Annotated in this window: 12 protein-coding genes; all 12 read right to left on the reverse strand. The window is 56.0% G+C overall.

All coding sequences use genetic code 11. From position 1 onward, the window contains the following. Nucleotides 1-35: 35 nt before the first annotated feature. On the reverse strand, nt 36-548 hold the full coding sequence (locus VF709_RS02595; protein WP_440230853.1) for a chemotaxis protein CheW: 513 nt from the start codon (nt 546-548) through the stop codon (nt 36-38). Continuing rightward, nucleotides 545-2473 (reverse strand): chemotaxis protein CheA, encoded by a 1929-nt coding sequence (gene cheA / locus VF709_RS02600; protein ID WP_149896257.1) that lies wholly within the window; start codon nt 2471-2473, stop codon nt 545-547. The genes VF709_RS02595 and cheA overlap by 4 nt, the downstream gene beginning before the upstream one ends. Next, nucleotides 2460-3365: a flagellar motor protein MotB gene (gene motB / locus VF709_RS02605; protein WP_013097767.1), complete on the reverse strand. Its 906-nt coding sequence runs from the start codon at nt 3363-3365 to the stop codon at nt 2460-2462. The genes cheA and motB overlap by 14 nt, the downstream gene beginning before the upstream one ends. Beyond that, a complete protein-coding gene (gene motA, locus VF709_RS02610; RefSeq protein WP_029882545.1) occupies nt 3362-4258 on the reverse strand; it encodes a flagellar motor stator protein MotA in 897 nt (298 codons plus the stop codon). The genes motB and motA overlap by 4 nt, the downstream gene beginning before the upstream one ends. A gap of 205 nt (nt 4259-4463) precedes the next feature. After that, entirely contained in the window at nt 4464-5039 is a 576-nt protein-coding gene (flhC, locus tag VF709_RS02615; RefSeq protein ID WP_029882544.1) for a flagellar transcriptional regulator FlhC, read from the reverse strand. A gap of 2 nt (nt 5040-5041) precedes the next feature. After that, nucleotides 5042-5392: a flagellar transcriptional regulator FlhD gene (flhD, locus tag VF709_RS02620; protein ID WP_013097770.1), complete on the reverse strand. Its 351-nt coding sequence runs from the start codon at nt 5390-5392 to the stop codon at nt 5042-5044. A 356-nt stretch (nt 5393-5748) separates the two neighbouring features. Continuing rightward, complete coding sequence (fliA, locus tag VF709_RS02625; protein ID WP_029882543.1) at nt 5749-6468, reverse strand: RNA polymerase sigma factor FliA; 720 nt, start codon at nt 6466-6468, stop codon at nt 5749-5751. Between the two features lie 158 nt (nt 6469-6626). Beyond that, entirely contained in the window at nt 6627-8252 is a 1626-nt protein-coding gene (locus VF709_RS02630; RefSeq protein ID WP_062728814.1) for a methyl-accepting chemotaxis protein, read from the reverse strand. Nucleotides 8253-8303: 51 nt separating this feature from the next. Continuing rightward, entirely contained in the window at nt 8304-9224 is a 921-nt protein-coding gene (gene flgL, locus VF709_RS02635; RefSeq protein WP_013097773.1) for a flagellar hook-associated protein FlgL, read from the reverse strand. Between the two features lie 10 nt (nt 9225-9234). After that, entirely contained in the window at nt 9235-10872 is a 1638-nt protein-coding gene (gene flgK, locus VF709_RS02640) for a flagellar hook-associated protein FlgK (RefSeq protein ID WP_063252312.1), read from the reverse strand. Nucleotides 10873-10966: 94 nt separating this feature from the next. Next, nucleotides 10967-11887 (reverse strand): flagellar assembly peptidoglycan hydrolase FlgJ, encoded by a 921-nt coding sequence (gene flgJ / locus VF709_RS02645; protein ID WP_062728816.1) that lies wholly within the window; start codon nt 11885-11887, stop codon nt 10967-10969. Then, nucleotides 11887-13014, reverse strand: a complete 1128-nt coding sequence (locus VF709_RS02650) for a flagellar basal body P-ring protein FlgI (RefSeq protein ID WP_038420016.1) — start codon at nt 13012-13014, stop codon at nt 11887-11889. The genes flgJ and VF709_RS02650 overlap by 1 nt, the downstream gene beginning before the upstream one ends. Nucleotide 13015: the final 1 nt, after the last annotated feature.

Consider the following 13015-nt stretch of genomic DNA (forward strand, 5'->3'; position numbering starts at 1 on the left):
CACCGCTGATGCGGATCCAGAAAGCGCGATGCGCCTTAGTGAGAGTCGATGTATGACTCGGTCACCGAATCCACCAGCGCCATCTCTTCACGGCTCAGCAGCATCTCAATATTCACCAGAATAATCATTCGACTGTCGAGCACGCCCAGCCCAAGCAGGTAGCGGCCAGAGAGCACCGAGGCCACGTCCGGGGTCGGCTTGATGTTATCCACATCGATCGACAGCACGTCCGCCACGCCGTCAACCACGATACCCACCACGCGATCGTTCAGATTGAGCACGATGACCACCGTTTTGTCGTCCTGTGACGGGTCGGGCAGATCAAAGCGCACGCGCAGATCGACAATCGGCACAATCACGCCGCGCAGGTTGGTTACGCCGGTAATAAAGTTCGGCGCGTTCGGAATGCGCGTGAGGCGATCGCAGCCACGGATCTCCTGCACTTTAAGGATATCAATGCCGAACTCTTCGTCGCCCAGGCGGAATACGAGGTACTCCTGGGCGATGGCGTCGGTTGCGGCGGGTTTACTGGCGGTTGCTACAGTCATGCGTTTACCCCCTCCCTCTGGGGTTGTGGAGCGTTGAGCGTTGAAAGCTCAACCACATCAAGGATCAGCGCCACGCTGCCATCCCCGAGGATGGTCGCTGCAGAGACGCCAGGCACTTTGCGATAGTTATGTTCAAGGTTCTTAACCACCACCTGCTGCTGGCCGATAAGCTGATCGACCCACAACGCATAGCGGCAGCCCGCGCTTTGCACAATAACCACAATGCCGTCATCGGCAGGCGCCTCGCCCGCCACCGAGAGGCGCTGGCGCAGCAGCACCAGCGGCAGATATTCGCCGCGCACCTGCAGCAGACGCTCTTCGCCGACAAAGCGGCACAGCATGTTCTCGGTCGGCCGCAGCGACTCCATCACCGCGCCCAGCGGCAGGACGTAAATCTCGTCCCCCACCTTCACCAGCATGCCGTCGAGGATCGCCAGCGTCAGCGGCAGAATAATGCGAATGGTGGTCCCGGCCCCCGGCGTCGAGAGCACGTCCACGTGGCCGCCCATCGCCAGAATGTTGCGTCGCACCACGTCCATGCCGACGCCACGCCCGGAGACATCCGTCACGCTCTCGGCGGTAGAGAAACCGGCGGCGAAGATCAGCATCCACACGTCGTCATCACTCATGGTGTCGCTGATGGTCATCCCCTGAGAGCGGGCTTTGGCGAGAATTTTCTCCCGGTTCAGCCCCGCACCGTCGTCGCTGACCTCAATCACGATATTGCCGCCGTGGTGTTCGGCTGAAAGCGTCAGGTTCCCGGTCACCGGTTTGCCTTTTGCGGCGCGCACCTCTTTCTCTTCAATGCCGTGGTCGAGGCTGTTACGCACCAGGTGGGTAAGCGGGTCGATAATGCGCTCAATCAGGCTCTTATCCAGCTCGGCGGAACCGCCTTTCAGGGTCAGTTCTACCTCTTTATTCAGGCGAGCGCCCAGGTCGTGCACCAGACGCGGGAAGCGGCTAAAGACGTAGTCCATCGGCATCATACGGATCGACATCACCGACTCCTGCAGCTCGCGGGTGTTGCGCTCCATCTGCGCCACGCAGCCGGACAGCAAATCGTAGCTGGCCGGATCGAGGGTTTTCGACAGCTGGGAGAGCATTGCCTGGGTGATAATCAGCTCCCCGACCTGGTTGATGATCTGGTCGACTTTACTCACCGCCACGCGAATGCTGCCCGACTCCTGACTGGCTGCGCGCGGTGCAGGAGGCGCTTTTTTGATAACGGTTTGAGGTAGCGCAGCAGGCGTTGGTACCGGCGGAGTGGCTTGTGCAGAACGGACCTCGATCTGCTTGCTGTCGAGCACAAAACAGAGCACGGCGGTGATATCCTCCGCCGAGGCAGTGGTCTGTAGCGTGACCGTCATGCTGTCTGACGTCGCCTCAACGTCTGTCACCTCGCCCATGTTGGTCAGCTCGTCGCGCAGCGTCGTCTGTTCGCGCGCCCCGACGTTACGCAGGGTCACCACCAGTGTGGTTTCCGTTTCCTGCATCGTACTGGCCGACGCTGGCGCGGGTTCGGCTGGCGTCACAGGCTGCTGGCCTTCAAGGGCAATCTCCCTCAGGGCTTCACAGATATAGCGATAACGGGCTTCATCAGGCTCCTGCGAAGACTGATAGGCTTCCAGCTGCGCTTGCATAATGTCCTTACATTCCAGAAAAAGGTTGATGATTGAGCGACTGAGCGTTCTCTCCCCTGCCCGCGCCTGGTCAAGGAGGTTCTCCAGCAGGTGGGTCGTCTCCTGTAATGCGGTAAAGCCAAAGGTGGCTGCACCCCCTTTCAGCGAGTGCGCCGCACGAAAGATGGCGTTCAGTTGCTCCTGGTCCGGTGCTTCTATGTCAAGCTGCAGCAAAAGCTGCTCCATCTCAGTCAGCAGTTCTTCCGCCTCGGTAAAGAAAATCTGCGAAAAATCATTCATGTCCATCGGTATAGCCCTGCACATTTTGCAGATTGATATCGCTCAGCACGCTATCTGCACGCTGAGCCTGCGTATCTTCCAGACGGATCTCCTGCTCTTTCGAGCGGCTGAGCACCAGGATGCTGATGCGGCGGTTCACCGCACTGTCCGGGGATGTGTTCTCCAGCGGCATTCGGCTGGCGGTGCCAATCACGCGTAAGAAGCGTTCATCGTTAAGGCCGCCCCGGACCAACACCCGGCGGGCGGCATTTGCGCGCCCGGCGGATAGCTCCCAGTTGCTGTATCCGCCGTCGCCACCGGCATACGGCAGCGAATCGGTGTGCCCCGTCAGGCTCAACGCGTTTGGCAACTCCTGCAGCAGCGGCACCAGCGCCTGCAGAATGCCGTTCATGTAGGATTCCGGCAGTTCGCTGCCGACGCGGAACATCGGGCGGTCCTGCGAGTCGGTGATCTGGATCAGCAGACCGTCGTTGGTGAGGTTGAGCAGAATGTTGGATTTAAAGTTATTCAGCCGCGGATCGGTTTCGATCATCTTCTGCAGCTTCTCTTTCGCCTGCTTCAGGCTTTCGAAGCGCTTGTGCTTATCGATACTGGCAATTTGTCCTTTAAACACCTCACCCTGCCGCTTGAGAATGTCATCCCCTCCCCCGGGAATGACGCTGTCGCTCAGGCTGGTTTTATCGCCGTTGGCCATCGAGGGCTTCAGCGGCATACGGAAGTAATCGGCAATGAGCTCCCTTTCCATGTCCGTGGACTGCGACAGCAGCCACATCACCAGAAAGAACGCCATCATCGCGGTCATAAAATCGGCATAGGCAATCTTCCATGTCCCACCGTGGTGGGCATGTTTCTTTTTCTTACGCTTACGTGAAATGATGACAGGCGTGACGTTCTTCATGCGGCGCCGTCCGAGGTTTTGGTTTTCAGCGTGGCGTTAGATTTGACTTCACGCACGTGCTCTTCAAGCTCTTCAAACGACGGGCGTTCGCTGGTAAAGATGGTTTTACGACCAAACTCAACCGCAATCTGCGGGGCATAACCATTCAGGCTGGAGAGCAGCGTTACCTTAATGCACTGCAAAATTTTGACCTGGTCAGAACTCTTCTGGCGCAGCAATGTCGCCAGCGGTAAGACAAAACCATAAGCGATAAGGATCCCGAGGAAGGTGCCCACCAGCGCGTGGCCAATCAGCATACCCAGCTCCGCCGCCGGGCGATCCGCCGACCCCAGCGCGTTAACCACCCCCATTACCGCCGCTACAATACCGAATGCCGGAAACGCATCGCCAACCGTGTTCAGGCTGTGGGCGGGCACTTCCAGCTCTTCTTCACAGGTTTCGATCTCCTCGTCCATCAGGGCTTCGATTTCATGGGAATTCATGCTGCCGCCAATCATCAGACGGAAGTAGTCGAGGATAAAGTTGGCGAGCATTGGGTCGCTCATCAGGCGGGGATAGGCGCTGAAAATATCGCTGTTCTGCGGGTCTTCAATGTCCTTTTCCAGAGACATCAGCCCGTGAACGCGGCTCTGGGAGAGCAGCAGAAACATCAGCGCCATCAAATCCATATACACCGCTTTGTTGTAGCGCTTACCGACAAAGATTTTAACCAGCGCCTTCCCCGTCGACTTCAGGGATTTAATATTGTTGCCGACAATAAACGCCCCGACCCCGGCACCGCCGATAATCAGCAATTCCAGCGGCTGAAACAGCGCCATCAGGTTACCGCCGGACAGAAGAAAACCACCAAAAACGGTCAATATGACAACAAGATAGCCAACAATAACTAACACACTCTCTCCTTTTACTTTTTTGACCGATGCCGGTTTTCCCGGCATCAGGTATACCCGTCATACTTCAAGTTGCATGTGCGTTGGCTGCACTCGCTCACCCCAGTCACTTACTTATGTAAGCTCCTGGGGATTCACTCCTTTGCCGCCTTCCTGCAACTCGAATTATTTAGGGTATAAACGCCATCTTGCGCACAGCCGTCTGGGGTTACGCCGTCATGATTTCCGGCGCGGCAAACGAGCCCAGAAGCCCGGTATTGCTCACCTGGGATTTTTTAAGCGCGCGCGACGGCGGGCTGCACAAGCTGCAGGTAAATGGGTTTTTAATAAATTCGGTGGTGACGATAAAACCACCACCACACACGCTACAGGCTTTACGCGAAATAATGCCGCAGTCGATAAAGCGTAATAATGTCCAGGCTCGGGTCAGCCCCAGCACCGGCTTCTCATCAGAACAGGTACTGCACTGTTCCAGATAAAGACGATAGGTCTTCATCAGCATTTCAATGGAGCGGCCCTGCTCGGTCTTTTTCAAATAGAGGTAAATGTTGTAGAACATGGAAGAGTGAATATTCTGCTCCCACGACATAAACCAGTCTTCGGAAAAGGGCAGCATCCCTTTTGGCGGCGGACAGCCGCGCAACTCTTTATATAAACGAAGCAGGCGACGGCGGCTGAGTGATGTTTCCGATTCCAGCACCTGCATTCTCGCCCCGAGAGAAATTAACCCCATGGCGATATTTACTTCGTCAATTTCCTGCAGCAGACTCTTTTCACCACACATGATTATGCCTCCTCCGCGGTAATGGCATCTTCTTCGCTTAAGGCATTAAGAAGATTGGTCGACAAAATAATGCCGGTGTGAATTTGCTGCAGCGCTTCAATACGCGAATCCTTGGTCAGATTTTCAATCACAACTTCATCGTCAACCCGCAGACGACAGATAAGCTGATTAGTGGTGGCCAGCTTCATTAATTGTGGCAGCGAAAGTTCTTTCAGGTTATCAATTGTGCCTTCAGACAATCCAAGGCGAAAACCCGCCGCAAATTTATCCTGACGGATCAGCTGCTGCGCCAGCAGAAGATAGGACAGGTTAATATCGTGAATATTTTGCAGATACTCGTCAAAATTGGACACAGGCGAAAACTCCCAATGTTATTCAGCCAAAAGCTGGCATGTCAGTTAAGATAGATAACGTTTCCGAACTGATGCAGAGAGTCTTTTGGTATTGATATTCACCAAGGTAAGTCATTCTTCCTCAGTAAATGAGTCAATGCCAAAGGAGGCTGCATCTCAAAACTGGCAAAATCATAAACACTAAGTATTTTCCGAACAAGCGACAGAAATTTCCTCAAATCCACAAATTGATGTTAACTCGTTGATTTTATAAGTTAATAAAGCATTATTAAACGTTATTAAACCTTGATTTTAATGATTAATCCTGCAGAGAAACCAGTATTAACAATATAAATGTTAATATCCTGTAATTCACGTTAAGCTGATTCCATACGGCTTCTTAACCTTTTCACGGCCAGACTATGTAACTGACTCACGCGTGTTTCCGTAATCCCCAGCACCAGCCCAATCTCTTTCATATTCAAATCCTGCAGATAATAGAGCTGTAAAAGCACTTGTTCCCTTTCGGGTATATACTGAATATGCTCAGCGATCCGTTCTATCAAATTTTCTTTGATAGCGTCATTCAGTGGATTAAGCTGTTCATTCTCATCGCCGTTTGTCTCCCAGCTGTCGGCATAATTCTCCTGCAGCTCATCAACCGAGTACATCTGGCTGGCGTTATTATCTGCCAGCATCTGCTGAAATTCCTGCAACGAGACGCCCATGCGTTCGGCGATTTCAGCTTCAGTAGCTTCGCCCCCTTTTTCCTGCTCGATTTGCTGAATAAGCGCGACAATTTCACGCGTATGGGTGCGTACCCGACGTGGAACCCAGTCACTTTCTCTCAGCTCATCTAATAATGCCCATTTCACCCGCTGGGCGATCCACGCCGTAAGCGTTACCCCTTTTTTGGGGTCAAAACTCTCGACTGCACTTAAAAAACCGATTGAGCCCGCCTGAATTAAATCATCCAGCTCGACGCTGGCAGGAAGTCGCTTATGTAAACGCAATGCCTCCTGCCGCACCAGATAGTGATATTTAGACCAGACTACCGATTTATTTTCCAGCCCTTCGGCCGTGTAAATACCATCCACGATTGCATTCCACCTGCTATTCTCTTAAAGAATTATCCGGTGAAATGGCGCATTCAAATAGTGCGATAAGCCTTTATAAAAATGCGCATTCTGTTACTTCGTCTGTATTAACAGGCTATTTTATAAAATAGCGAGATTAATGGCGGTATTTAATAAAATTAAAAGGTTTCCCACTGGGCCAGGTCGGGCTCTTTTTGACGCTGCGGTTTATTCACTTCCACAGGCACCTTCGCCATCGCGCTCTCATGGTTCAACCTGAATTGCGCCACCAGTTTCTCCAGCGCATCGGACTGCGCTTCCAGTTCGCCCGCCGCCATTGCCGCCTCTTCCACCATCGCCGCATTCTGCTGGGTCACTAGATCCATTTCGTTGACCGCCTGGGAAATCTGATTGATACCCGCGCTCTGCTCGTCAGACGCCGAGGTGATTTCGCCCATGATCTGCGTTACCTGCGCAACAGAGGTCACAATCTCCTGCATCACGGTGCTGGCCTGCCCGACCTGACGTGAACCGACATCGATATTGTTCACGCTGGTATTGATCAGCTGGTTGATCTCTTTGGCCGCATCGGCGCTGCGTTTTGCCAGGTTACGCACCTCTTCTGCCACTACCGCAAAGCCACGCCCCTGCTCACCTGCTCGTGCCGCTTCCACCGCTGCGTTCAGGGCCAGAATGTTAGTCTGGTTGGCAATGCTGTCGATCACGCCGTTAATGTCGGCAATCTGGCGCGAGCTGGTGGTGATCTGCGCCATGATCTGCTCCAGGCTCTGCATCACTTCCCCGCCGTTATGGGCATTGTTGCTGGCGCTTTCCGCCAGCTCACGCGCCGCATGGGCGTTATCGGCATTCTGGCGCACGGTGGTTTTGATCTGTTCCATGCTGGCCGCCGTCTCCTGCAGCGCCGCCGCCTGCTCTTCCGTACGGGAAGAGAGATCGTTATTGCCGTGGGCAATTTCCTGGGCGTTGGTGTGAATACGCTGCACGCTGTCACGGATGCCGAGGATCGTACTGGTCAGGGAAGTACGCATGGTCTCCAGTTCAGTCAACATGTGGCCAATTTCATTCTGGCTGCCAGCGTCAATGGGCTGACTCAGATCGCCCGCCGCCACGCGACGCAGCATTTCAACCGTGGTCTCCATACGACGCACCAGGGTATGACGCAGCCAGTAACGCACGGCAAGCAGCAACCCGACGGCCAGAATGAGTACAACAATCCCCACGCCCAGCATAATCTGGTAGCCGCGCTCGGAAGCATGAATATAGCTTTCGCTCATGCGGGCGCTGGCATCGGTATACTGATCGACCTTATTACGCAGCGCGGTGCGCAGCTCCATATCGTGTTCCAGCGACCCGGAATACCCTGCCGGGTTATGCAGGTAGCCCAGCTTAATTTCGGCAACCTTGTACACTTCGTTGAAAGCCGCATTGACCTCAGCCGCCAGACGACTCTCCTCCGGGGTGTTAAACGGCGAGGCCATAAACGCATCCATATTACGACGCGCAAGTTTCACCACATTCACCGTGTGTTTGGCAACATTCTCAGAAACCGGGTTACCCAGCGCTGCCTGCAGCATCAGGCCGTTGGTATTGGCCATTACCGCGCTGATGTTATAGGCGGCATCGCGCATCTGATCGTTATTTTCAGAGGCCACGACAATACGTTTGAAATTGGTATTATTTGAGACTGTGTCATAGACAGAATAGGCGGTTACGCCGAACAGCATCACCGCAAACAGGCCAATAATAAGGCTGATTGCGCTATAAATTTTGAGTTTCGTTAACATAGATTTTCACCGGCCGCAGACGGCCGGTGCCTGTGGGAGTCAATTAAACGGTCAACTGGGGGACATATTAAAGAGGTTCATCGACTGCATTTTTTTGTAGACGAACATCGACGCATTAAAAGCCAGCTCCGACATCTGAGATTCAGAGACCAATGTCACCAGCTTGCTGGTATCGGAGCCGATAGCGTTTTGCACTTTTACAATGGTGTCGTTGATCAGCACGTCTCCGGAGAGATCCAACGCATCAAGCTGCTGCAGGTTGGTGCCCAGCTCGGCCTGGGCTTTACCCAGACGGTTGATGCCTTCATCAACCTCAACCATGGCTGCGCTGAGCGCGGCTTCCAGGTTAGCGTCATAATCAGCGTCGCCAGGATCCGCGGTTAATGCCGCCACGGCGTCTTCCAGCACCGTGAAAATATCACCAAAAATGTCCCTACCCAGATGGCTGACCTGCATCCCGGTACCGTCTGCCACCGTTAGCCTGCGAACATGGTCAGCATTCGTACTGCCCTGATAAACGCCATCTTCATCAAACGCAGGCGTATCGGTTTTAAAACCCGAAAAAATATAGTTCCCGCTGGCGTCGCGGTTATTGGCCAAATCCATCAGATTGGCGCGGATGCCTTTGATCTCCTCCCCTAGCGCCCGACGATCCTCCGGCGAGTAAGAACCCGTTTTCGCCGCAACAATTTTTTCCTTCAGGGTGGTGGTTAATAAATTCCCCACGCCGTTGAGAATATTGTCTTGGTACTCCAGCGCGCCGCGGGCGCGGGAACGCACGTTGCTATACATCTCCAGCTTCGCCAGCGCGTCCTGGTGCTTCACCGCATCGGTTGCCGCCGCCGGGTCATCCGACGCTTTCAGCAGCGTCTTGCCCGCCGACATCCGCAGATAGACGTCGTTGCTCTGGCTCATGCGCTTCGTCATGGTCTCCGCGCTATTTTTATACATATACAGCGTACTTAATCGCATCATCGGTTCCTTATCGGATTGACAGCAGGGCGTCGAACATATCGGTCGCGGTTTTCAGCAGCTGCGCGTTGGCGTTGTAATACTGCTTAAACATATCCAGGTTGATGTACTCTTCGTCCATATTGACGCCGGAGAGGGCCTGTTTGGTGTCGTACTTGGTCCTGAGGTCGGTTTCGGCGCTGACCAGCGCGGATTTCACGCCGCGCGCGCGGTCACCGATGGTGCCCACCAGGCTGGCGTAGGCTTCGGTCAGCGTGTCGTCACCGATGAGCTTCTGATCCTGGATTTTCAGCATCTCTTCCAGGTTAGTGTTGTCGCCAGGGCCGCCGTCTTTATCCCCCGCTGCTGCAAACTCCTGCGCGCTGCCTAAGCTGCGGGCCATCCCTTCAGCGGCACCCGCTATGGGGTTAAGGGTAAAGCTGTCGCCATCGTCAAAGCCGCCCCCCGAAACATCGATCTCAATCCCGTCAAAGGTCAGGTTATCGCCAACGAGGGTGGCCGGTACGGTGCGTCCATCTTCGCCCGTGACCGTCCATCCCCCTGCGCCATCACTGGTGACGGTGTAGTTTTCCGATTTCACATCTGTATAGTTGGTAACGTTAATCGCCCCCAGCTTGCCGGTCCCGGTGTTCTTCGCATTGGCGTAAGCTTTAATATCCGCCAGGGAGAACAGGTCACCGCCTTTATCGCCATCAGGCGTATAACCTTCCGCATGCTGCTCGTTCATACGGTTCGCCATCGTAAAGGCGATCTGATCCAGCTCCTGACGGGCAATGGTCAGGTCTTCATTACGGAACTTGAACAGCCCGCCCAGGCGGCCTTTGGTGATACTGCTTTCATCCAGCGGCGAGGCGTTCTCGTTCGCATCCACGTAGGAGACGATGGTTTTGTTCGGATCGGCATCCGACGGCGAGGTTTGCAGTTTATACGCGCGATCCCCGGAGACCAGCGGACGTCCGTCGGACAGAAGCACGTCAACCCGCCCCGTGGTTTTGTCTTCCGTAACGGTGATGCCAATATGCTCGCTCATCTTTTCCAGCAGCGCATCGCGCTGGTCGAGCAGATCCGCCGGCGGGGCGCCATTCCCCTGGGCGCGCTCCAGCTGTTTATTGACCTCTGCCAGCTGCTGGGTATAGCTGTTGATGTCTTTGGCGCTCTGCTCAATCTGCGTATTGGTGCTCTTCTCAAGCGCGGTCAGGCGTTTGGCGCTGGCGTTGAAACGGTTCGCCAGCGTACCGAGGGCGTTAAATACCGCCGCGCGCGCCGGGCCGTCCGCCGCATCGCCGCTCAGCGTCGCCATGGCCTTGAACATATCGTTCAGCGAGACCGAGACGTTATCGGATTCGTCGGCCAGCATGTTGTCGATATCGCTCAGCTGTTCCATCCGCCCATTGAGAGAGGCGTAATGCGACAGCGAGCCGCGCAGCTCATTGTTGGCAAAGGCGTCATAGGCGCGCTCTACGCCACCGGCGCGCGCGCCGTAGCCGAAAAAGCCCTGCCCGGTAGTCATACCGCCCAGTTCGCCAATGATCAGGCTGCGGCGGCTGTAGGTGCCGGACATGCCGTTGGTCAGGTTATCGCCCGTCACGCGCAGTGCCGCCTGCGCAACGCTCAGGCCGCCTCTCGCCAGGTTAAATAAGTTATTCATAAGATCCGGATATTCCCTGTTTGCGGGCCCGGCATTCGCAACCGGGCCAGAAAGTTCATGGCTCTGTCTATTTCATCGGTGATTCAAAAAATCACTAAAAAATTTTGTCGATATCATTTTTGTAAGCATTCACGCCCTGCTGAATATCGCCTTTCACTTTCTGAATAATGGTGATGAGCTTTTTGGCGTAGGCCGGATCGGTCGCATAACCGCCTGCCTGCAGCGCCCTCGCCCCCTGCTCCGGTGAACCGGACTGCACCACGCCGCGATAGCGCGGATTGTTGGTCAGCAGCTTCGCGTAATCCGCGAGGGCGTGTTCGTACGAGTCGTAAACGCGGAACGCCGCTTTCACCTTCTGCTTTACGCCGTTGATGTATTCGGTGGTGGTGATTTCGGTGGTTTTGCCGCGCCAGTCGCTGGTGGCCTTGATGCCAAAGAGGTTGTGGCTCGGGCGGCCGTCTGCGGCCGGGATTTCACGTTTCCCCCAGCCGGACTCCAGCGCCGCCTGGGCGAGGATCAGATGCGGATGCAGCCCGCTCTGCTGCGCGGCCGCCTGGGCCGGGCGCAGCAGACGGGCAATAAACGGATGCGCCCCTTCCGCCGGTTTGGCGAACGATACGGGCGCAGGCAGACGCAGTGGGCCGGTGGCGGGAGCCGGAGAAAGGCCCGGGGGCAGGAAATCACGTCCTGGTGCGCTCACCACGGGTTCATCAGCCTCCCCGCCCAGCTGGCGGACGATAAGATCGGCAAAGCCGAGCTGACCACTCCCGGCAATGTTTTGTGCGACCTGCTGATCGTGCATCGCGGTGTACATCTCGGAAGACTGGCTGCTCAGCAGATCGTCCTTAAAGGTGGCATCGCGCATGCTCTTCATCATCATCTGCACGAAAATGCCCTCCATCTGCTTTGCCGCCGCTTTCAGTGCGCCGGGCGTTTGCCGCCCGGCCTCCCGTTTCAGCGTATCCAGCGAACGAATGTCAAACGCCGGCTGGTCGAATTTATCGAAGGCGTTCATCAGTTCACCTCCAGCTTCGCTCGCAGACAGCCAGCGTTTTTCATCGCCTGCAGGACCGACATCAGCTCGTTTGGCGTGGCGCCCAGGCTGTTGAGGGCGCGGATCACCGCGTTCAGATCGGTGCTGCTACGCACGTGCTGCAGCGAGCCGCCGCTGTCGCGCACCGAGATATCGGTCTGCGGCACCACTACCGTTTCGCCGCCGCCAAACGGCGTATCCGGCTGGCTGATGATGTTGTTCTGCATCACCTCCACCGTCAGCGAGCCGTGCGCCACCGCGCAGGCGTCGAGCGAGACGTGCCGGTTCATCACCACCGAGCCGGTGCGTGAGTTCACAATCACCTTCGCGTCCTGCACGTTCACCCGTAGCGGAATGTCCTGAATGTCGGCCAGAAAACGTACGCGGGACGGACCGTCCGGCGGTGCGAACAGGCGCACGGTGCGGGCATCTTCTGGCAACGCCGCCCCGCCGCTGTAGCGCTGGTTAATGGCGTCGCTGATCTGCTGCGCCAGCGAGAAATCGGTCTCGTTCAATTGCAGGCGCACAATGCTCTGGGTGGCAAAATCGTTCGGCACTTCCCGCTCCACGGTCGCCCCGCCGCTGATACGCCCGCCGTTAAGCTGGTTCACCTGCACGCGGCTGCCGCCCGCCTGCGCCCCCGCGCCGGAGATCAAAATGTTGCCCTGGGCGATGGCGTAGATCTGGTTATCGGCCCCTTTCAGCGGGGTCATCAGCAGCGTGCCACCGCGCAGGCTTTTAGCGTTGCCCACCGAGGAGACCACGATGTCCAGCTTGTCGCCGGGGCGGGCAAACGGCGGCAGCTCGGCGGTGACCATCACCGCCGCGATGTTTTTCAGCTGCATATTGGTGCCCGGCGGGACGGTGATCCCCAGCTGCGAGAGCATGTTGTTCAGGCTTTGGCCGGTGAACGGGGCCTGCATGGTCTGGTCGCCGGTCCCGTCAAGGCCGACGATCAGCCCGTAGCCCATCAGGGAGTTGGAACGCACACCCTGCACCGTCGCCAGATCGCGGATACGTTCCGCGTGGACCACTTTGGGTACCGCCAGCGTCATGCCGTAGAGCAGGATGCTGAGAAAAAACAGGATAGATTCTTTTTTCATGGTCATA

The organism is Enterobacter sp. Lyrl_3 (assembly GCF_051948675.1).
In the GTDB taxonomy this organism is placed as follows: domain Bacteria; phylum Pseudomonadota; class Gammaproteobacteria; order Enterobacterales; family Enterobacteriaceae; genus Enterobacter; species Enterobacter cloacae.

Bases quoted from the DNA above. Each gene is read 5' to 3' on its own strand.
- VF709_RS02595 (WP_440230853.1), bottom strand. From the start codon at position 548: ATGACTGTAGCAACCGCCAGTAAACCCGCCGCAACCGACGCCATCGCC.
- cheA (WP_149896257.1), bottom strand. From the start codon at position 2,473: ATGGACATGAATGATTTTTCGCAGATTTTCTTTACCGAGGCGGAAGAA.
- motB (WP_013097767.1), bottom strand. From the start codon at position 3,365: ATGAAGAACGTCACGCCTGTCATCATTTCACGTAAGCGTAAGAAAAAG.
- flhC (WP_029882544.1), bottom strand. From the start codon at position 5,039: ATGTGTGGTGAAAAGAGTCTGCTGCAGGAAATTGACGAAGTAAATATC.
- VF709_RS02630 (WP_062728814.1), bottom strand. From the start codon at position 8,252: ATGTTAACGAAACTCAAAATTTATAGCGCAATCAGCCTTATTATTGGC.
- flgL (WP_013097773.1), bottom strand. From the start codon at position 9,224: ATGCGATTAAGTACGCTGTATATGTATAAAAATAGCGCGGAGACCATG.
- flgK (WP_063252312.1), bottom strand. From the start codon at position 10,872: ATGAATAACTTATTTAACCTGGCGAGAGGCGGCCTGAGCGTTGCGCAG.
- flgJ (WP_062728816.1), bottom strand. From the start codon at position 11,887: ATGAACGCCTTCGATAAATTCGACCAGCCGGCGTTTGACATTCGTTCG.
- VF709_RS02650 (WP_038420016.1), bottom strand. From the start codon at position 13,014: ATGACCATGAAAAAAGAATCTATCCTGTTTTTTCTCAGCATCCTGCTC.